This is a genomic window from Photobacterium sp. GB-36, from assembly GCF_003026135.1.
In the GTDB taxonomy this organism is placed as follows: Bacteria; Pseudomonadota; Gammaproteobacteria; order Enterobacterales; family Vibrionaceae; genus Photobacterium.
In genome coordinates, this window is sequence record NZ_PYNY01000004.1 from 200,069 (window position 1) to 222,036 (window position 21,968).

Sequence of the window (21,968 nt, forward strand, 5' to 3'; positions counted from 1 at the left end):
GCCCACTTATAAAGGTTGGAATACATCAGATTCAGCTTCTAACTGAATAATACGAAAGACGACACGCATATTTGATCGCCACTCAGATTCAGTTGCAGGAGCACAAGGTTCATTGCCACACATCCCTGTTTTTGGATTACCAAAACCATGACCAACTAAAGCAAACTGACTCGCATCTAAAGCAATGCCTTGATCGGTAGCGTATGTTAATACGCTTTGTTTAACGCTTTGCGCACGCGATAAGCTGATATTGCGGTTGGATTGTTTAATGCGGTTTAACACCACACCGGTTTCGCCTTTTTTCTTAGAGCGTAAATATTTCAAAGGATCACTGTGACCTTCAACAGTGATCACCGCACCACCATAAGTAGAGGCCAATTCAATTACACGCTTAAACTCTGTTTGATATAGCGACGAATTAAAGTTGTTTTGGTTAGGCTGAAAAGCGACTTCAAAAGAAAACAGTTCGCCATCTGCCAATGAATTCTGTTGCTGTTTCTTTGCAACCACTGAAGCGACACGCTCACTGTTAAAACGTGATTTATTATTAAACTCAATATCAGCACCTAATTGGGTAAAATCCCAATTTGCTAATTGAGGAAGTGAGGAAGCTGACGTTAAACCGAGTCGCTTTAACGTCGTTTGGATTTCTTTACTGACTTTCGTAATATTTCTTGGGTACGCCATGTCACTAAACAATTGCTTATTAGCGTTAATATCTAAATGCTCTGCGTCAGCATAAAGCCCTTTTATATCTTCTATTGCATCGGGAGAATCAAGCAACAGATCAGCAGAATAAGACAATAACGGTGTCAATTTTGCGTTTTGAGCGTTCGCATTATTAAACAAAACCTTCACTTCATCTGTTGCGCTATTTAACGCTTTTACAAAATTCATTACGTCACTGCGATGGCTATTAAAATAATCCGCTCGCACCGCATAAACATCCGCTATCACTCGGTTAGCCGTTTTAGTTGACATTAATATCTTCGCGCCTTTAACCGAATCTTCAGATCCAGTACCTACAGCTCCCCCCGATGTCAGTGCTAACGCATCAGGTAGAATTACAAATACAGCATCGACATCATTTTCATATAGCGCACTGGCTGGGCTATTATTCGTTCCAGTAAGATCGGGCAACCATTTAATGGTGACATCATCAGGTGTTAATCCTGCATCTTTTAATACAGCTCCCATATAATCCACATGCGGACCATACGCTTGAAGCGCAATCGTCTTACCTTTTAAATCTGCCACGGTACGAATAGTTGGTTTAACAACTAAAGCATCACCACCTGATGACCAAGATAATTGATGAATAATAATAGGGGTAACAGAAGGGTTGCTGACAAGTAAATCAGAAGCAGCATTAACCATCCCTAATGTTCCGCGAAGGTATGGCGTTTTTCCTGATAAGTAATTCGTGAGCTGATCTGAAAATTTATCATTTCGACTTAATCTAAATTTCAGTCCATAACTAGAAAAAAGAGAATTACTTGAGGTGATCGATTGGCTACCATTCGCATAAATCGTATTAATATCTGCGCCCCAAGTAATCACTGGCAGTTCAAAAGTCTGTTCATTAACTTTTGAAACTGGCGTATTAATAAGTTGGGCAAGTGGTATTGGATTTATATATTGGGGTTTTGCTGCAGCAAACGTTGAAATCATTACAGCCAACAAAAAAAGCCAATACCGAAAATATCTGATCATCAATCCCATTTTTTCCCCCATTACAACAGTCAAAAACGTAACTACGCTTTTTTGAGTAATAGGTACCATACCGGATAAAAAATACGCGTCAGGTTTGTAGCACGAAACATATGTCAATTTGCGATTGAATTCATAGTAATTATATAAACTATTTTTTGACTTTCAGTTTTTCTAGATAACGCGCATTGAATACTCATTCACCAAAAGCAATAAAACTTGCTTATAAATATGTATTTTAATGTCATTCATTCACTACCAATGCAATCGGTGTACGTTTTGTTTGAGTCATGTCCGTAAATTGTTAACTCAAAGTCAAATCAACCCTCGCAATAAAACACCTTTCAATTCCATGACATTTAGCTTGTGAATGCATCATATTCTCCCCATCAGCAGTTAGTGACACTCAAGAGTTAGAGTATTAACTCTTGAAAAACCAATAAAAACATAAAGGAAATTATGATGAAAAAGATTCTATTACCATTAGCACTTGTTCTTACAACAGCATCTGGCGTAGCACTTGCCGATCAGACAGGTCCATACGTAGGTGCAAGCCTTGGTAATGCAACAACGGATCTTAAAGCTGACCATTGGGAACATAACTACGACGAAAATGTAGTTGCATACGGCTTATACGGTGGTTACAACTTCACTGAAAATCTTGGTCTAGAAGCAACATTAGGCCAAACTGGCGAACAAGATAACATTAAAAAAGGTTACGCAACTCTGACTCCTCGCGTAATGATGCCAATTAATGATCAGTTATCCCTATTTGCGAAAGCTGGTGTTGCTTACGTTGCTGTGGATGGCGATTACGATGGCATCGGCAATATGAACCGTCACGATATTGATGTTGATGGTTTTGGCTGGACTGCGGGTGCGGGTGTTAACTTTGCCGTTGCTGAACATATCGATCTTCGTGCAGGAATTGACTACTTATCAACAGATCTTGAAAAAGCGGACAATGATAAAGATTTAAACATCGATTCAGAAACAACGATGTATTATGTCGGTGTTAACTACAATTTCTAATGTCGTTTTTTGATCATCTCTAAGTAAAAAAAGCCATTAACTCAGTGTTAATGGCTTTTTTATTATCGCTTTAGAACACGTTAGATGTTTTTACCCTATTTGTTTTTGTAGAATTTTTATTCGTTTACCTTCTCAAGAATGAGCACATGCTCAACTTAAAGATCATATGATCAGCATTAAAAACTAAAGTAATCGTAGTCGGGAGCAATATCTCGCGGCTAACTTAAATTAGCCCCACTTTTATTGGGATCCAAACAGGATTTATTCGCATTTTGAATTGACAAAAACACGGAAAAAGTCAATTATCGATTTATCAAATGCTCTTACATAAACCATTCGCTCACAGTGTGTGTAAATGGCTTTGTATGAACAGGTTAAGAATAAGTAATAAATTCTTTTGAGCATGACAGCATTTCACGTTATAAATAGTGGCTGGCATGGCATGAGCCCTATAGATAAGGTCAATAGATATGAGCACAAAATTAGAACAACTACGCGCACTAACTACTGTTGTAGCAGATACTGGCGATATTAAAGACATAAAAAAATACCAACCAGAAGACGCGACAACTAACCCATCTTTGATCTTAAAAGCGGCCCAAATCGCTGAATACGCACCACTTATAGATGCTTCTATCGCTTACGCAAAAGCGCAAGGTGATGATAAAGCACAACAAGTACAAGATACTTGCGACATGCTTGCAGTAAACATTGGTAAAGAAATTCTTAACGTTGTACCAGGTCGTATTTCAACTGAAGTTGATGCGCGCCTTTCTTACGATACAGAAGGCAGTGTTACTAAAGCACGTCAACTTATCAAAATGTACAACGATGCTGGTATCAGCAACGATCGTATCCTAATCAAACTAGCTTCTACTTGGGAAGGTATCCGTGCAGCGGAAATCCTAGAAAAAGAAGGTATCAACTGTAACCTAACGCTTCTATTCTCTTTTGCGCAGGCTCGTGCTTGTGCTGAAGCTGGCGTATTCCTTATTTCGCCATTCGTTGGTCGTATTATGGACTGGTACAAAGCGAAAGAAGGTCGTGATTTTGCACCACAAGAAGATCCAGGTGTGATTTCTGTAACGAATATCTATAACTACTACAAAGAACACGGTTACAATACCGTAGTTATGGGCGCAAGCTTCCGTAATACTGGTGAAATTCTTGAACTAGCAGGTTGTGACCGTTTAACGATTAGTCCACAACTTCTTCAAGAACTAGAAGAAGCACAAGGTGAGGTTGTTGAGAAACTAAAAGCAACAACTGATCTGAAAGATCGTCCGGCAGCAATGACACATGCTGAGTTCCTATGGGAACATAATCAAGATCCAATGGCCGTTGAGAAACTAGCGGAAGGTATCCGTAACTTCGCAATTGACCAAGGTAAACTTGAAGCTATGATTGCAGAGCGTCTTTAATCGCTTAATTAAGTATTCCAGAAAGCGGCCTTTGCCGCTTTCTTAAGTTTAAATCTCATATATTTGGTGGAAACACTATGGAACATAAAATGTTAGCGAATGCGATTCGTGCTCTAAGCATGGATGGTGTACAACAAGCAAATTCTGGTCACCCTGGCGCACCTATGGGTATGGCAGATATCGCTGAAGTACTTTGGCGTGGTCACATGAATCACAACCCACAAAACCCACAGTGGGCTGATCGCGACCGTTTTGTATTATCAAACGGCCACGGTTCAATGCTTATCTATTCGCTACTTCACCTTACAGGTTACGATCTTTCTATCGATGATCTGAAGAATTTCCGTCAACTTCACTCTAAAACACCGGGTCACCCAGAATACGGTTACGCGCCAGGTGTTGAAACAACAACAGGTCCTTTAGGCCAAGGTATTACTAATGCGGTTGGTATGGCACTTGCTGAAAAAGCAATGGCTGCACAATTTAACCGTGAAGGTCATGACGTTGTTGATCACTACACATACTCTTTCCTTGGCGATGGCTGTCTAATGGAAGGTGTTTCTCACGAAGCATGTTCACTAGCAGGTACATTAGGTCTTGGTAAACTGATCGCATTCTGGGATGACAACGGTATTTCTATCGATGGTCACGTTGAAGGTTGGTTCACTGATAATACGCCAGAGCGTTTTGAATCTTACGGCTGGCATGTCATCCCTGCTGTTGATGGTCATGATGCAGCAGCAATTAATGCAGCAATTGAAGCAGCTAAAGCTGAAACAGGTAAGCCAACACTTATTTGTTGCAAAACAATCATTGGTTTTGGTTCTCCAAACAAATCTGGCTCTCACGACTGTCACGGTGCTCCACTAGGCGCTGATGAAATTAAAGCAGCACGTGAATTCCTAGGTTGGACTTACGGCGCATTTGAAATCCCAGCAGAAATCTATGCTGAATGGGATGCGAAAGAAGCAGGTAAAGTGAAAGAAGCTGCATGGGATGAGAAGTTTGCCGCATACGCTGCTGCTTACCCTGAATTAGCTGCTGAATTCAAACGTCGTATGAACGGCGAGCTACCAGCAAACTGGGAACAAGTGACATCGGAAGTTATTGCAGATCTTCAAGCAAACCCTGCAAATATTGCTTCTCGTAAAGCATCACAAAACGCACTTGAAGCATTCGGTAAAATTTTACCTGAATTCATGGGCGGTTCTGCAGACCTTGCACCATCAAACCTAACCATGTGGTCTGGCTCTAAGTCAATCACTCCAACAGATGCTTCTGGTAACTACATTCACTACGGTGTACGTGAATTTGGTATGACTGCAATCATCAATGGTATGGCACTACACGGTGGTTTTGTTCCTTACGGTGCAACATTCCTAATGTTTATGGAATATGCACGTAATGCAATGCGTATGGCTGCACTGATGAAAATTCAGAACATTCAAGTTTACACGCACGATTCCATCGGTTTAGGTGAAGATGGTCCTACACACCAACCTGTAGAGCAGATTGCTTCTCTACGCCTAACACCAAACATGAGCACATGGCGTCCATGTGACCAAGTTGAATCAGCAGTGGCTTGGAAATACGCAATCGAGCGTAAAGATGGCCCAACATCGCTAATCTTCTCTCGTCAAAACCTAACACAACAAGATCGTGATGCTGCACAAGTAGCTAACATCGCTAAGGGTGGTTACATCCTTAAAGACTGTGAAGGTCAACCTGAGCTAATTTTAATTGCAACAGGTTCAGAAGTCGGTATTGCAGCCGAAGCTTACGCGCAACTAACGGCTGAAGGTCGTAAGGTACGCCTTGTTTCTATGCCTGCAACAGATCTATTTGACAAGCAAGATGCCGCATACCGTGAAAGCGTATTACCTTCAGATGTAACAGCACGTATTGCTATTGAAGCTGGTATTGCTGATTTCTGGTACAAGTATGTTGGTTTCGATGGCCGTATCATCGGTATGACAACATTTGGTGAATCAGCACCAGCTGAAGAGCTATTTAAAATGTTTGGCTTTACAACAGATAATATTGTTGAAACAGCAAAAGAATTATTAGCATAATCGCTTAATAATCATGAAAAAGCCGAGCTTTAAAGCTCGGCTTTTTACTTTCATAAAATGTACTAAATGTTACATATTCAAAGCAACTGATTAGAGACATTAAGCTGTAATAGCTCTTCCCCATTCACTTCAAAACGCAACTTTAAGTGCCCTTCAGTTGATAAGTCTTTAATTAATTTAATCCCTTTACCAGCAAATCTCCGGCTTATTAGTTCATGTATGTCATTGATTAAATTAACCTTATCTTCATTAGATAACACTGATTGTGATGTGACTTTATAGGTGTTAAAAAACATAATTTAAGCTCTGTTCAGACATTTAATCACCCTATGTCAAGTTGCATATTTTGACAATTTTATTTTTGTTTATACATGTAAAGATTAATTAATTTCTTACGTAGAACATTTAACACTTAAAATGAATAAACCTTAATTAATAGACCTATTTCGTTATATCAGCAATTACCAAAAACAAAACTTTTGATTATAAAAACGTGTATTGTTCAATATTTAAATTAAGCGTAAATTTAAATCCATAGACAGACACCAACTTATTTTTAACGCTGTTTATCAAAGGATTTAGTTATGGCACATTTTAATAGTCAAGAGCACAAAGGTTCACAAGGCGGTCATCAACATGGCGCTGAGTTCGAGCATGAAAAAATGGAACGTCGTTACGATGACGGTGCTGAGCATAAACATAACCGTGATCATCATGAAATGCGTGATCATGAGAAAAGTCACCCACATACACAACATGGTGGTGATCCTGTAGGTCATAAGCACCCAGAACAAACTCATGGCGATCGTCATGAACATGATGAGCATCGTCATCATAAAACTAAAGAGCATGACCATAAAGAGTCATCTCGTTTACACCACAAAACATCAACTAAATAAGCCTATTTAGTTGAGATAAAGTTCTTATTTAAATAAGAATAATATAAAAAGATTAAGAGCCCAATTAATGAAAGTCTATTTTTATTAATTGGGTTTTTCTATTTATGTTATCAATTTCTAATTAAGTAAGGCTCAATAAAATCTAACACTTCATTTTCACAAAGCCCAACTTCAACCTCGATACCCGCCTCTTTTAAAACCGCGATACCTTTACCACTATTGCGACTGTCTGGATCCAGCGTTGCAACAACAACTTTCTTAATACCTCGTTCAACCAATGTATGTGCACAAGAAGGGGTACGTCCGACGAATGAGCACGGTTCTAATGTCACATAAGCAGTAACATCCGTAAAAGGACCGTCATAATTAGCTAGCGCCATCGCTTCAGCATGGTGTTGCCCTGGCGGCTGAGTAAATCCTTCACTCACAACCTCACCATCTTTAACTAATACACATCCAACAGGAGGATTCGGGCGACAGGCTGGTAATGATTGATGAGATAATAAAAGTGCACGCATCATAAATGCTTGTTCTTGAAAATCGTGGTTCATGGTTTCAATACACCTTCGAATAAAACATCTAGTGTATGCTGAATCATAAAAAAAAGCATTTGTGAATAATAACGTATTTATTTTTAATAAAATGTCACTGAATTATGAATGAAATATGAATACTTGCATCATGCTTAATTCAGAGGAAATATCGTTTACTGTGTCCTTCTTAATATAGAGAGACAACCATGAAACGCGTTATCACGACTCTAGTCTTATCATTAACACTGCATTCGTTATCAGCTTTTGCCATGACCGCCAGTTCTCCACAATATACCCAACAGATCACAGATAGTACGATTAAGTATCTGGACCATACTCAACAATTAAATTCCAATCAGCAACAACAAAGCCATGTGTTGACGACAATAAATAACAATAATTACTTATCAACCACAGGGCATAAGGAAGGGCATTTAGAAAGAAACCGGTGGGAAGAAACCCGTATAAGCCGAAGCAACAACCGCTATCGAGAAGAACATAGAAATAAATAATCTCATTCTTCAGCCCAAGTTTTGAATCATTCAGTTCAGCCTTGGGCTTTTAGTCAATAACGTAACGAATATTATATCAACACCAACACAAGAATGGTTTTAGGCCCATAACAATTGTCAATAAATCATCGGAACAATGTCTATCATTTAAACAGTAAAAATATAAAACATTGTAAAATAACTAACTTATGTAAGATATTATCTACTTTTAATAAAAATACACCGTAGAATTACTAATCACAACATTAGTTCATTTACGGTTCAGAAAAGCTATGTTTTTATACTCCATCGCAAAAATAAGCTAGTGCCGATTGCACTCACTAAAAATAAAAAACTGACGAGCATTCCAGATTTATGTCTACGTTAAAAACGACAATCTTGAGCAAATTTATTAATTTTCGCTATATTAGCCTTGCAGGTATTTCTCTCATTACTGTAGCTGCAGTTTTATCTATTAATACAACATCAACCCCTCATAAACAGACGGAAGTACAGCTACCCATTTCAACCACACCTGAAGTTGTTCTCCCTGCATTATCACCAAAAGCAATGCAAAAGACAGTCGACATACCGCCGAGTTATGAATATAAGATCAAAAAAGGCGATACCTTAAGTGAGATTTTTTCACGACTGTCGATCCCCTATTCTAATGTCCAATCGATTATGGAAGCCGATTTAAACACGCTTCAAATTGATAAGTTAAAACCCGGCGATATATTACGTTTTTGGATTAATGAAAGTGATCACCAGCTGAATAAATTAGAGCTTGAGTTCAGTTTAGCGCAGCGAATTGATTACATTCGTACTAAAGATGGCGATTTCGATGTAAAAGAGATCACATTACCTGGGGTATGGCGTGAAACAGTTGCGACTGGAACAATTCATGGCAGCTTTAGCGCATCAACTCGTAAAGCGGGGTTATCACACAGTGAGACTCTAGAAATCATGTCTTTACTAAAAGATAAAATGAATTTTAATAAAGACTTAAAAGCAGGTGATACCTTTGAAGTTGTCACTAAACGCAAATATATTAAAAACCAAGCCACCAATGATAGTGAATTACAAGCGATCCGCATTTATTCAGGTAAACGTTTAATTTCAGCCTATTTACACACTGATGGAAATTTTTATGACCAAAATGGTGATAGCTTACAACGTGCATTCCTTCGTTACCCTTATCCGGCGTCGAAGCATTTCCGTATCAGTTCGCCATTTAACCCAAACCGTATTCACCCAGTTACAGGCCGTCGCCAACCACATAATGGTGTGGATTTTGCGACACCATCAGGTACACCAGTACTCGCAACAGGTGATGGCGTTGTAACGTTAGTGACTAACCACCCTTATGCGGGACGTTATGTCGTCATTAAACACAGTGCTAACTACAGCACTCGTTACTTACATAACAGCCGTATTTTGGTTAAGAAAGGCCAACATGTTAAACGTGGTCAAGAAATTGCGCTATCAGGAAGCACAGGCCGTGTAACAGGCCCACACATTCACTATGAATTCTTAATTCGAGGAAAAGCAGTAAATCCAATGACCGCAAAAATTCCATTGGCAGCGTCTGTTCCTCGTAAAGAAAAGAAAGAGTTTGAAAGCGAGGTCGCTAAATATAATAGCTTAATTAAACAATCGGTCGAACAAGATAAAAACCAAATCGCAAGTGTGAATAAATAATACACCAAGCTTTAGTTCAATCATCATAAAACACACGAAAAGCACTTCTTAAATAGAAGTGCTTTTATTTCAGCTCAAACATAACACCTCGCAACAAGTATCTATTACGATAATAACAATTTAATATAACAACAAATATACATTTAGAAACATTTTACTCGGTAAACATCACTATTTTTGTGACAATGTTATCTATTTATAAAATGAATTTACGCTTATTCTTTTGCCATTGTATGCGCCATGATTGACCTCCTTGTGTTATCGGCATCCAACAATTTTCTATTCTTATATACACTACCGAATACAGGAAGTATCTATGGCTAAGAAAACGCCACCTTTTGAATTTGCCGGCTTATCGATTGACGCGGGTAAACACATTAATTGTGAATTAGAAATTGCTCGTCTTTATACTCATTCACCTCTTTCGGTTTCTGTTGATATTCTTCATGGTAAACACCCAGGTCCCGTATTATTAATCAATGCGGCGATTCATGGTGATGAATTAAATGGTATTGAGGTTGTACGTCAAGTTATTGAAAAAATAGATTTAAACAAACTTCACGGAACGATTATTGCGGTACCTGTAGTTAACGTTTTTGGCTTTATTCATAAATCTCGCTACTTACCCGATCGTCGAGATTTGAACCGTTGTTTCCCTGGCTCTGAACGGGGCTCAATTGCAGGACGCATGGCTTACCAATATTTTAATCAAGTGGTTCGTCGTGCATCGCATGTTATCGATCTACATACCGCTGCAATTTACCGTACTAACTTACCTCAAATTAGAGCTAACCTTGAAAATCCATTAGCTAAAGAGATGGCAATGGCATTTGGCTCGCCAGTTGTCGTTGACGCAAGTCTGCGCGAGGGCTCATTACGAGCAGCTGCTGAAGCATTTAACATACCCGTGATCACATTTGAGGCAGGTGAGGCGTTACGTCTTGATCCACATGCAGTAGGATCTGGCGTTCAAGGCGTATTAAAGGTAATGCGTCATCTAAATATGCTGCGCACTAGCCGTAGCAAAAAAGTTATTGAACCAATGGTGCCAAAAGCGACCCGTTGGATTCGTGCCGACTATGATGGCTTGCTTCGATCCCATGTGGCCTTGGGGGAGAAGGTATCGAAAGATCAAGTCATCGCCACTATTAGCGATCCTGCTGGCAGCAGTGAAGCACCTGTTATTGCGCCACAAGGTGGGATCGTCATTGGCCAGCAAACATTGCCTTTAGTTAACGAAGGTGATGCTATTTTCCATATTGCTTTCTTTGAAGAGCCCGATGGCTTAGTTGAAGAGCAAGTGGAAAGTTACCTTGATGATGCCATCGAAGAATTAGATGATGAGCTAAAATGGGGTATGACAAACTGATTTAGCAGTTCGATCTTCAGTGTAAAACATACAGATATAAAAAAGGCTAAGTGCGAACACTTAGCCTTTCATTTTTATATTAAGCCAATAATGGCAAAACAAAAAATATCATTACCAATCAAACAACTTATCAAAGAAGCCTTCGACTTTTTTCTGCACTTCTTTCGCTTGTTGCTTCACAGCTTGTACCTGACAGTTTTGTTTAAGATCACCATTCGGATCCCAAATAGGCATTCGTGTTGTACCTGAACAATCTTCAATATAGGTACCGTTCGCCGCTACCGTATATTTCTCTCCTTCCAATTCTGAAGGTTGAGTTAAGATTAATGGCTCAGGTTTACGATGCTGAATGTAATCAGTATATAAACGCAATGCGCCTGTCGCACCCGTTAGGTGGGCAGTTTTATTATCATCACGTCCCATCCATACTGTTACCACTTCACGCCCATCGATACCGACATACCAACTGTCTTTACCATCGTTTGTCGTGCCCGTTTTACCTGCCAAATGGCTATTTGGGAACAATTTATTCAATGAATGTGCGGTACCAAATTTTACCGTATCTTGCAGTGCATACATAGTTAACCATGCAGCCTGACTTGGCACTACCGATGAAGCTTTAGGCCAATTTTGGTAGAGTACTTTGCCATCTTCATCAACCACCGCATTTAATGCCGTTAATGGCGATAAATAGCCATTATTACCAATGGCTTGGTACATCTGAGTAACTTCTAATGGCGACAAGGCGATCGAACCTAAAAATAACGACGGTACTTGAGGGATCTCTTCAAACGGAATCCCTAATTTTGTTAATGTTTTTGAGACTTTTTCAACCCCCAAAGCCATACCTAGATTAACCGTCGGAACATTGTACGATTTGGCTAACGCCACAAATAAAGGCACTTCACCACGATATTTACGATCATAGTTTCGAGGACTCCATACCGCACCATCTTGCATCTTAATAGAAAGAGGCTGATCTTTGAGTGAAGTTGCAAGCGTGTACTGCTCTGGGTCTTCTAATGCTGATAAGTAAATAGAAGGTTTCACTACCGAGCCAATTTGACGTTGTGCATTTATTGCACGATTATAACCAGGGAAATTAGGGTTACTTCCTCCAATCATAGCGCGAATTTCACCTGTTGTACGGTCAGCAATCACCATCGCGGTTTGTAAGTTTTTACCCGAACGTTTTTCCACTAACGGGATCATTTTCTCGACAGATTCTTCAGCCAACTTTTGCGATTGAGGATCGAGTGAAGTAAACAGACGTAAGCCTTTACCTTCTTCAAAAGCATCACCTACTTTTTGCTCTAACTCACGTTTAAGTTGATCAAAGTACGCAGGCTGACGTTTCGCAAGTTGTCCTTTTGATTGAACATCCAACGGTAATTTTATTGCTGCTTGATATTCTTTATCCGTTAACAATTTATTGTCTAACATGATTTTTAATACCACGTTACGACGATCTTTCGCGCGCTCAGGGTTGCGCCAAGGGTTGTAGTAAGACGGACCTTTTACCAAACCAATTAACAGTGCTAATTGATCAGGACGCAATTCCGACAATGGGCGATCAAAGTAATAACGAGATGCCAAAGCAAAGCCATGAATACCACGTCCACCATATTGAGCGAGATAAACTTGGTTCATGTAAGCATCAAGTACTTCTTCTTTACCATATTTATAATCGATGATAATCGCCATATAGGCTTCTTTAAATTTACGCCATAAACTGCGCTCACTCGATAAAAACATATTTTTAGCAAGTTGCTGTGTTAGCGTACTACCACCTTGAACTGTGTGCCCAGCTTTGATATTAGCGACAAAAGCACGAGCAATACCCACTAAAGAAATACCATCATGCTCATAAAAGTGACGATCTTCAGTATCAATCAGACCTTCGACTAATAACTTAGGCATTTTATCTTCAGGGAGATAAATTCGTTGCTGGTCATTTTTCGCTTCTAACATGCCCAACATTTTAGGATCAATATGAAGGAAACCAAGCTCTTTATTTGTATCAAGATCCTTGATTTGGCTGATCCCTTCGCTGTTGAATGTCACAACAACATGACGAGCACCTTCTGCACCCTCTTTAAAGTTAAATGGTCGACGAACAAATTCAACAGACCAGCCATTCGCTTTATATTCACCACTTTGATCAGGCTTCGCGACCTTTTGATAACCCAATACTTTTAACTCATTCACTAACGAGTTATAGCTAACTGGCGCTCCTGGTTGAAGGGCAAGCTCGCGAGCATAAACCACCGAAGGTAATTGCCACAGTTGACCTGAAAACTTCTCACTGATGGTTTTGTTTAAGTTATTCCCAAGATAAGCCATGCCCAAGCCACCAATAATGGCAACAGTAAGAATACTACGCTTAATTAATTTACGCGTTGATGATGGCTGTGGCTTATCCTGTTGATTATCAGGCTGATGTTTATTTGATGTCATTCATTTTTCCAATTTAACAACTACGACTTTACTAAAAAATAATTATCAAACAATAAGATAAATAAGATGGCTGTTAAATTACTACCTTATATAAAATCAATATAGTTGGGCTAAACATAATCCTAATTATCAATGATCATGTCATCCTAGTGTCAGTTCTATATTGTATGATTTTTTTATCAAGGCTGGCAAAAAACATTATTTTATATGGCGCGTTCGTTGAACATCTATCTCTGTAATAATGAGATTAACCTATCCTCAAAAGACAGCGTTTGATTTCGTATCATTAGGCATGACAAATGCTTTGTGGCGTAATAAGCGGTTAATTCATCCGGCTTTGGGTCGCAATTTATTCGCAAATCATCCACAATAACGCCTTTAAGAAAGCCAGCGATCAATTCCGATCGGGCACAGGTACCATGAGATAGCTATGCAACGTGATTATACTTTAAACTGCCTATTAACAATGCCTCGCCATGAGCTTGAAGAATTTAGCTTACGCGTAATCAGCCGCATGGTGCCGGAAGATGTAATGCAGGAAATATTCACTTTTGAACAAGAAGAAGTGGATAGTGAAGAACGCCTTAAGTCAGCACAATTTGATGCAATGCTACGCATGACAGCGGTTGCTTTGGGTGAAGTTAAGGAAGCATTTTCAGAATCGGATAACGCTAAGCAAAATATTGAACGTATGACACGCTTAATTCTTTGGCATTTTTACGCTATCTCATTCCAGCTAGAGGAAGCTGTCACATTAGAGCAGCACTGTGCTGAAGTTGAAAAGATTTTAGCCAATGCGCCTGACAACGCATTTGGTTGGATAAGTGTACTGACAGAATTACTTCATCGTTACGCAGCATTAAGCGAAGAAAAGTAATCATCCCTTGCGTGATTAACCGCTAAATAAAAAGGCGTACCCTTAGGATACGCCTTTTTTTAAATTTTTTATTGCCGATACTAAATACTATTAATAATCGAAATCGCTGTACTCCGGACTCTCAAAACGTGAACGTGTCATACGACGTTTCTTTTTGTTACGAGATTGATTCAAATCTTGAAAATCATCATTAAATTCAGAGTTGAATTTTGATTTGCTGCCCTTGTGAAACTTTTGGTCTAACTTAGCCATTTGCGATTCCTGAACTACATCCAGAGTAAGTAATTAATAAATAGAACACAGGCAATATTAATGCTCTATTGTGACAAAAATACGTCGCTTTTTTGTAAAATCAGTGACAACTGCCTTGTTTGTTTTCCACTTGATTTATTGCTTAGTTCGTATTTTTTCTAAGACTAATTCAGGAACTCGCTCTCTGTACAACAAGATATTTTACTGCTTATCAGCAAAAAAACTTATCCATTGTTTTCGGTCACATTCTTAAAAGGAACTTCGACCAAAGCGTTGATCAAGTCCTCTTTTTCGTTATCTTCTCGCCATACTAAATATAAGCTTTGATCCATAACTGGCGCGTCTTTTACCACATGAAGTAAGCCTCTTTTCTTAGCACTTTCGACAACAGGCGATGGCAGATAACCAACTCCAGCATTCGCTAAAATATAATCAAGCGCCATTTTAACAGAATGTGTATGCATAATTGGTGTACGCTGAAGCTCAGCAATACGACTGTGCTCAACAGAAAATCGTGTGCCCCAATCTAAAAAGACAAGTGGAATATCACGCGTATCATGTAAGCAACAATTACTTTTATTAGTCACTAACTGTAATTGGTAATCTCGAACTTTACGTACATTGAGATTTTCAATTTTCGGTGGTTCGCTGGTAATAAAGAGATCGATGCTCTGATCAAACAAGCGTTTTGCCATCCCTTCACGTTTAACCGACTCTAAGCGTAATGCTAGCCCAGGCATATTGGCATAGATATGGTTAATCCAATCAGAAATCCCATCAAACTCCCAGAATAAAGGAGATGCACCAATGGCTAATTGGGTATTGAGGCTATCTGTTAATGCAACATCCTGCTTCGCACGCCCCCATGTTTGCAAAATAGCTTCAGCATAAGGCTGTAAACGCTCACCAGCTGCAGTTAGATGGACATTACCACGTTGACGAGAAAACAACGGGTTACCTAGCTGAGACTCAAGCTGTCGAATACGAAAGCTGACGGCAGACTGCGTTAAATATAAATTATCAGCTGCACGGCCAAAGTGACGAGTCTTAGTTACTTCTAAAAATGTTTTTAGTAATTCTGTATCCACAGCGAAATTCTCAAGAATAAGAAGGATAAGTTGCGTGATTATCGTGCTATTTAAGCATTATATATCTAATAAGCAAGAGCTTAATCTAGATCTTAAACGATATGATGATTTATGGTATCAAATCATTAAAAAAATTCATTAGAACGATAAAAAATGTTTGATTTACAACTCACCAAGTCTGGATAAATATCACCGCAAATCACATCAAGGACTTTATGAATGAGAAGTGAAGGTAAATTTTACGACGATAAAAATTTCCCACGTGGCTTTAATCGCTCGGGGGTTTTTACAATTAGTGAAGCCAGCGTCTTAGAAAATTACGGACGTATTATGCGTGCCTTACATGAAGGGACTACTCAACCAATCGATGAGTCTGAAACTCAGTTCCTTGCTGAAGTGTTAGGTCAGCAAGCAGCAGTGTCTGAATTTGGTAAGTGTTGGTTAAAATACCTGAACCACACCACTCATAAAGCACGCAGTTATACCTTATGCGTGTCGCAACGTCCCAACAATGGCGTATACGGCGACGATGATGATGCCGATAGTGGTAGTGATAGCGATTTAGACTATTAATTACTATCAGAGGGCTCACCTCTGTTTATCGAGTAACAATGAAGCCATCCCACTCTCGTGCGATGGCTTATTTCTTTTTAATAGCCTGTAAAACAGGCACTTTCTTGGTAGAGCTATGAAAATTTGTTTTGTTATGTATCCGTGGGACAAAGTTGAAGCCGAAAACGACTCCACACTACGTCTTATCCATGAAGCCGCAAGCCGCGGTCACACGGTTGCTATAACAACACCAAGTAACTTAACTATGCGTGACAGCATGGCTATTGCATTCTGTAACGTATTAAAAAAAGGTGATGTATCAAACAATATTCCAAGCTTTTACCGCAAAGCTGAATTTAACAAAGCCGAGCTACCATTAGCGGGCTTTGATGTTATTTTTATGCGTGCTAACCCACCTCTAGATACCATGGCACTTAATTTCTTAGATTCTGTGCGTGAGCATACTTTCATTATCAATGATATTGATGGTCTGCGTGTGGCTAATAACAAGCTATATACAGCATCGCTACCCGATCCAAACCATGAATATATTCCAGCAACACACGTATCAAAGAACCGTGAATACTTAGAGCGTGTATTAGACGAATCAACGCAAGATCGCATGATCCTAAAACCACTAAATGGTTACGGTGGTAAAGGCGTTATCTTGGTTGAAAAGAGTGCAAAATCAAGCGTTAAATCATTACTTGATTTCTACATTGGTGACGATGAAAACTATGTGATCTTACAAGATTACATTGAAGGTGCAGAACAAGGCGATGTTCGCATTCTACTGCTTAATGGTGAACCTATTGGTGCAATGCGCCGTGTACCAGCAGAAGGCGATGTACGTTCAAACATTCATGCCGGTGGCCGTGAAGTAAAACACGTACTAACAAAGCAAGAACTTAACCTATGTAAACACATTGGCCCTAAGCTTGTGCGCGACGGCCTGTTCTTTGTTGGACTAGACGTTATTAACGGCAAACTGGTTGAAGTAAATGTATTAAGCCCTGGCGGTATTACCCGTATCAATCGTCTTAACCGTGTGAAACTTCAACGTAATGTCCTGGATTTTGCTGAGAGCGTAGTAATGGCGAAAGAAGTCGGCATTGCACGTAAAAATGATTTTCGAAAGGTGATTGCTGATGCTGCATACTGAGTTAGAGGTTCTGGAGAAAATCCGCAGCCTGACTCCCTTTGAAGCGGAACTTGATGATGGCAGCTTGATAATTCGTGTTAGCGAATATCAGCCTTATATTGCTACAGCCATTCATCATGGACACAACCTTCGTGGCGAGTTAAAAGAAAAATGTGCGCTAACAGAAGAAGAGCGCTACTTTGAAGAAGATCCATTTACTGGCGATTTTATTTCATCTCTGCCAATCATTCTTCAGGGTGAAGATTCACGTTACGAATACGATCTTAACCGTGACCCAAGCAATTGCATCTATGACGATGCGTGGGGTAAAAAAGTATGGCTTGAGCCATTAACGGTAGAAGAGCGTGCGGAAACACATGAAAAACATAACCGCTACTATCGTATTCTTAAATGTCTTATTGAAACATTAGAAAAAGAATTTGGGTTATGTTTGTTATATGACATCCATTCATATAACTACCAACGTATTGACGAGAAAACACCAACATTCAATGTCGGTACTAAGCAAATTAACTGTCGTCGTTGGCGGAAAGAGATTGATGCCATGCTTGAAGGTTTAAATAGCATAGAGCTACCTAACCTTGAAGTAACAGCATTAGAAAACGATGTCTTTAAAGGCATGGGTTACCAAGCTACTTTCATTAAAGAAAACTTTAAAAACACATTAATCCTACCGATTGAAGTAAAAAAAGTATTCATGAATGAGGAAGGCGGCGAAGCGTATCCATTAGTGATTGAAAAGTTGAAAGAATCCATGAAAACCGTGATAACGGAACATGCTGCTTTCACTATCACTAAACGCACAAAAGCCAAAGGTTTAACAGGTAATGATCTGCTTGCTTCGAACTTATCCAAAGAAGTAGTCAAACTGGATCGACAGCTATATCGTATTGCTCGTGGTATCAATACGCTTAGCTACATCAACCCAACGAACCTTAAGCAAGAAAAGCGACGCTTTTTAAGTAAGCCGCATAGCTATCAGCCACAGTTCACTTATCGCCAACTTGATTTAGACCCATACAAGTTCCGTGAGCAACTTTACCGACTACCCGTAGAAGGTATCCGTGATGCTGACGTACAAAAAATGTATCGCAAAGTTATCGACCAATTAGCGGTACGTATTGATCTACTTTGTAGTATTGGTACTGATGAGTTCTTATATAATTCATTACGTTACTACGGTCAGCCTGATGAACGTGATATTGCTAATGCAAAATTTATTCTTCATGCTTGTGAATACAAAGAGCAGCAACCTGCCACAATCACAGCCAATGAAGCAATAGAAGCGTTTAAAGAAGCGGCGCAAGAGTACGACATTCCTTGTAAAATCGTTTCTTCTAAACAGCTAATTGCACGTGCAATGGTCAGTGGTAAAACGATCAAGGTGAACCCAAACAGTCGTTTTACACAAGGTGATTTAGATGCGTTAATTCATCACGAACTGGGAGTGCACTTAGTCACGTCAGTCAATGCTGAACGTCAACCATTGAAGATCCTACAACTGGGTTTACCTGGTAATACGCATACACAAGAAGGCCTTGCGATTCTTTGTGAGCACTTATCAGGTAGCTTCCCACTACACCGCCTAAAAACATTGGCGTTGCGTGTTGTCGCTGTAGAGATGATGGTCAATGGTGATAGCTTTAACGATTGTTTTAATAGTTTAAAACATGAGTATGGCATCAGTAATGATGAAGCATTTACCGTAACGGCACGTGTGTATCGTGGTGGTGGTTTCACTAAAGATTTCTTATATCTTCGTGGCTTAAAAGATGCGATTCAAGCGTATAAGAATGAAGATTTAACATCATTATTTATTGGTAAGACTGGCTTTGAATTTAAGCCCCTGCTTGATGAACTCATCGAGCGCGGGATCTTAAAACAACCCGATTACTTACCTAAAGCACTAGAGATAGATGCGGATATCGATCCAGTGATGGAGTTTATGCTTAACTCGATTCGTTAATCGACAAGCACATCAACCCTAAACAAAAAGCGACTAATCGGTCGCTTTTTTTATACGTTATTAACGCATTAACGTTACATTGGTAATGTAATTACGATCACCCCAGATAATCGTACAAATCAATAACACCAACATTAGGTAATCAGTCGTTTTTAGGCTTACCACGCATCAGTACAGCCGCGATAATGGCCTATACCACGGTAATAACAGCAGGGATGTAGAATGCGTAGCGTCTATTTCTCGTGTAAGCGATATAAATATTTATCCAACTATAATTTCACAACATATAAAAAAGGCAGCCTGATAGACTGCCTTTCAAATTGATAAACATTTCATTTTTAGCGATTAGTTGCCAGGCACAACGCGTGTCGTATTACCCTGCTGATAAATATCAACACGTTGGCCTACACGGAAAATCATATTTGGATCGACTTCCTGCACAACCGCAATGGTTCTACCGCTATCAAGTTTAATCACGATATTAACGCCATTGCGCTGACTAATTGCATCACCCGCTTTATTACCTAAAGCTGCGCCAGCTAAACCGCCGCCAATAGCCGCAATATCAGAACCACTACCGCCACCAACTTTCGAACCCAGAATGGCACCAATGGCACCACCAGCAATAGTACCAATCATATTTTCACCGCCACCACTCATGGTTACGGCATCTAATTTGATGATCGTACCGGTTAATACATTTTGTACTGTGCGTGCCTCACCGACATCATAAGCATTACCATATGGATTTTGCGCACAACCTGATACACCAAGTGCTGCGACTAGACATAAAGATGCTACTGTATACTTTTTCAATATAACCTCCGTCAATAAAGCAATCTGCTATTACAACGATATAAGTTTGGACGTTAAATTAACATTTTGCTCACAAATCCTGTATTTACACTGAATGGACTAATAAAAACAATATGTTACAATTTATTCGCGTAAGAAGAAGCAAAGCTTTACAATTAGTTTCTCTTTTAAAAGGTAAAAAATACTCAATCTAGTGTGTTTTTTTACCGCGAATTTTATTAATCAACGTCACCACAGCAACCACCGCGGCTCCCGCAATAACACCCACAATACCGTTCATTAATGGTGGTAGAATAGACGCTGAACCAGGCAAATTGACAGCTTGTACAATGTTCTCCACAATTTCATGGGAATGCGGCAATGTATGTACAACGATACCGCCACCGACAAGAAACATCGCAATTGTGCCGACAAACGCCAGAGCCTTCATAAGATAAGGTGCTATGTTCACCAATAGCGAGCCAAAACGGTTTTTCAAACTCGCTTGTTCGCTATGATTTACAAGATATAAACCCGCATCATCTAGCTTCACAATACCTGCAACCAAGCCATAAACACCTGCCGTCATAACCGCGGCAATTACGCTGACAACAATGGCTTGAGTTAAAAATGGATGATCTTGTACAACCCCTAAAGAAATCACAATAATTTCAGCAGAAAGAACAAAATCAGTACGAATAGCCCCTTTTATTTTCTCTTTTTCATACTCTGCGATATCAACATCACTTTGCGCTAACACATCAACTTTATCTTCCGTGTTTGCCTCTGAATGAAATAATTTCTCAACGATTTTTTCAACACCTTCAAAGCATAAGAATAAACCGCCTAATAACAGCATTGGTTGAATCAGCCATGGGGCTATTACGCTGATCAATAACGCTGCGGGAACCAAGATCAGCTTATTTTTAAATGAGCCTTTTGCGACACCCCATACAACAGGAATTTCGCGTTCAGCACGTACCCCCGTTACCTGTTGGGCATTCAATGCTAAATCATCGCCTAACACACCCGCTGTTTTTCGTGCTGCTACTTTTGTCATTACAGCAACATCGTCTAATACGGTCGCGATATCATCTAACAAAGTTAATAAACTTGCACCTGCCACAGGTTACTACTCCTTCCATTAAGAGCTCATTGCTCTTAAATACACAAACTAACAATAAGATGTTAATACTAAACTGTTAATACTGACTGCATTCAACATACAGTTAAGCATTATACTGCCTATACAATAAAAATAAAAATCAGTGTTTTTTTACCGCACTTTAGCGCTCTTCTCAATTAAAGTCGGTATAAAGCCTAATGGCTAATCTTTCTTATCATAACGATAAATCTTTTTTGATTGCAGTTAGCCTCATTCAATTGTCTAATCGCCAAGCACCCTCTTTTTGGTTTGAGGTGTAGACTGAGATTGGAATTCCTCTCTTTACGTTATGTCATACCGTGCTAGTAGCAGCACGACCTGTTCGGAAATGACAATGAAATTATTCGCAGCACTATACCTACAGGCATTTTCTTGTCTAAATAAAGTATGCGACAACGCAGCCAACAGCATCAGACCACCCCAATC

Annotated in this window: 18 protein-coding genes; 11 read left to right on the forward strand and 7 right to left on the reverse strand. The window is 39.5% G+C overall.

Features of this window, described 5'->3' with window-relative positions:
- Positions 1–6: 6 nt before the first annotated feature.
- Positions 7–1,671, reverse strand: a complete 1,665-nt coding sequence (locus tag C9J46_RS05630; protein WP_233217705.1) for an ABC transporter substrate-binding protein — start codon at positions 1,669–1,671, stop codon at positions 7–9.
- Positions 1,672–2,172: 501 nt separating this feature from the next.
- Between C9J46_RS05630 and C9J46_RS05635 the strand changes: the two genes are divergently transcribed.
- The 4 genes from C9J46_RS05635 (at position 2,173) to C9J46_RS05655 (ending at position 7,134) form a co-directional block, all read left to right on the forward strand.
- A complete protein-coding gene (locus C9J46_RS05635) occupies positions 2,173–2,742 on the forward strand; it encodes an outer membrane protein (RefSeq protein ID WP_107207342.1) in 570 nt (189 codons plus the stop codon).
- Positions 2,743–3,212: 470 nt separating this feature from the next.
- On the forward strand, positions 3,213–4,163 hold the full coding sequence (gene tal, locus C9J46_RS05640; RefSeq protein WP_107207343.1) for a transaldolase: 951 nt from the start codon (positions 3,213–3,215) through the stop codon (positions 4,161–4,163).
- Positions 4,164–4,240: 77 nt separating this feature from the next.
- On the forward strand, positions 4,241–6,235 hold the full coding sequence (tkt, locus tag C9J46_RS05645) for a transketolase (RefSeq protein WP_107207344.1): 1,995 nt from the start codon (positions 4,241–4,243) through the stop codon (positions 6,233–6,235).
- A 584-nt stretch (positions 6,236–6,819) separates the two neighbouring features.
- On the forward strand, positions 6,820–7,134 hold the full coding sequence (locus C9J46_RS05655) for a hypothetical protein (RefSeq protein WP_045083097.1): 315 nt from the start codon (positions 6,820–6,822) through the stop codon (positions 7,132–7,134).
- Between the two features lie 110 nt (positions 7,135–7,244).
- Here C9J46_RS05655 and C9J46_RS05660 read toward each other — a convergent pair whose 3' ends face one another.
- Complete coding sequence (locus C9J46_RS05660; RefSeq protein WP_107246481.1) at positions 7,245–7,685, reverse strand: bifunctional diaminohydroxyphosphoribosylaminopyrimidine deaminase/5-amino-6-(5-phosphoribosylamino)uracil reductase RibD; 441 nt, start codon at positions 7,683–7,685, stop codon at positions 7,245–7,247.
- Between the two features lie 188 nt (positions 7,686–7,873).
- Between C9J46_RS05660 and C9J46_RS21485 the strand changes: the two genes are divergently transcribed.
- The 3 genes from C9J46_RS21485 (at position 7,874) to C9J46_RS05670 (ending at position 11,228) form a co-directional block, all read left to right on the forward strand.
- A complete protein-coding gene (locus C9J46_RS21485) occupies positions 7,874–8,179 on the forward strand; it encodes a hypothetical protein (protein ID WP_146144065.1) in 306 nt (101 codons plus the stop codon).
- 354 nt (positions 8,180–8,533) lie between these two features.
- The gene (locus tag C9J46_RS05665) at positions 8,534–9,859 is read left to right on the forward strand and encodes a peptidoglycan DD-metalloendopeptidase family protein (RefSeq protein WP_107207347.1); all 1,326 of its coding nucleotides are present in this window, start codon (positions 8,534–8,536) and stop codon (positions 9,857–9,859) included.
- Positions 9,860–10,175: 316 nt separating this feature from the next.
- On the forward strand, positions 10,176–11,228 hold the full coding sequence (locus C9J46_RS05670; protein ID WP_107207348.1) for a succinylglutamate desuccinylase/aspartoacylase family protein: 1,053 nt from the start codon (positions 10,176–10,178) through the stop codon (positions 11,226–11,228).
- Positions 11,229–11,339: 111 nt separating this feature from the next.
- Here the strand turns inward: C9J46_RS05670 and mrcB are convergent, their stop codons facing one another.
- Positions 11,340–13,685, reverse strand: coding sequence for a penicillin-binding protein 1B (mrcB, locus tag C9J46_RS05675; protein ID WP_107290647.1), 2,346 nt, complete (start codon positions 13,683–13,685; stop codon positions 11,340–11,342).
- A gap of 430 nt (positions 13,686–14,115) precedes the next feature.
- On the opposite strand from mrcB, the gene C9J46_RS05680 reads away from it, so the two are divergent.
- Complete coding sequence (locus C9J46_RS05680) at positions 14,116–14,562, forward strand: exoribonuclease R (protein WP_107246486.1); 447 nt, start codon at positions 14,116–14,118, stop codon at positions 14,560–14,562.
- Positions 14,563–14,652: 90 nt separating this feature from the next.
- Here C9J46_RS05680 and C9J46_RS21640 read toward each other — a convergent pair whose 3' ends face one another.
- Together C9J46_RS21640 and hdfR are read right to left on the reverse strand one after the other, a co-directional pair.
- A complete protein-coding gene (locus C9J46_RS21640; RefSeq protein WP_198038485.1) occupies positions 14,653–14,814 on the reverse strand; it encodes a hypothetical protein in 162 nt (53 codons plus the stop codon).
- Positions 14,815–15,038: 224 nt separating this feature from the next.
- Entirely contained in the window at positions 15,039–15,902 is an 864-nt protein-coding gene (hdfR, locus tag C9J46_RS05685; RefSeq protein ID WP_107290648.1) for an HTH-type transcriptional regulator HdfR, read from the reverse strand.
- A gap of 219 nt (positions 15,903–16,121) precedes the next feature.
- Between hdfR and maoP the strand changes: the two genes are divergently transcribed.
- The 3 genes from maoP (at position 16,122) to C9J46_RS05700 (ending at position 19,582) form a co-directional block, all read left to right on the forward strand.
- Positions 16,122–16,475 (forward strand): DUF413 domain-containing protein, encoded by a 354-nt coding sequence (gene maoP / locus C9J46_RS05690; protein ID WP_107207352.1) that lies wholly within the window; start codon positions 16,122–16,124, stop codon positions 16,473–16,475.
- Positions 16,476–16,590: 115 nt separating this feature from the next.
- Positions 16,591–17,616 (forward strand): glutathione synthase, encoded by a 1,026-nt coding sequence (gene gshB / locus C9J46_RS05695; RefSeq protein ID WP_107207353.1) that lies wholly within the window; start codon positions 16,591–16,593, stop codon positions 17,614–17,616.
- Positions 17,603–19,582 (forward strand): flavohemoglobin expression-modulating QEGLA motif protein, encoded by a 1,980-nt coding sequence (locus C9J46_RS05700; protein ID WP_107207354.1) that lies wholly within the window; start codon positions 17,603–17,605, stop codon positions 19,580–19,582. Before gshB ends, C9J46_RS05700 begins: the two co-directional genes overlap by 14 nt.
- A gap of 345 nt (positions 19,583–19,927) precedes the next feature.
- On the opposite strand, the gene C9J46_RS05705 is transcribed toward C9J46_RS05700, so the two are convergent.
- Together C9J46_RS05705 and C9J46_RS05710 are read right to left on the reverse strand one after the other, a co-directional pair.
- Entirely contained in the window at positions 19,928–20,398 is a 471-nt protein-coding gene (locus C9J46_RS05705) for a glycine zipper 2TM domain-containing protein (protein WP_107207355.1), read from the reverse strand.
- Between the two features lie 190 nt (positions 20,399–20,588).
- Positions 20,589–21,503 carry a DUF808 domain-containing protein gene (locus tag C9J46_RS05710; RefSeq protein WP_107207356.1) on the reverse strand — a complete coding sequence of 305 codons (915 nt, stop codon included), beginning with the start codon at positions 21,501–21,503 and terminating at the stop codon, positions 20,589–20,591.
- Positions 21,504–21,968 lie beyond the last annotated feature (465 nt).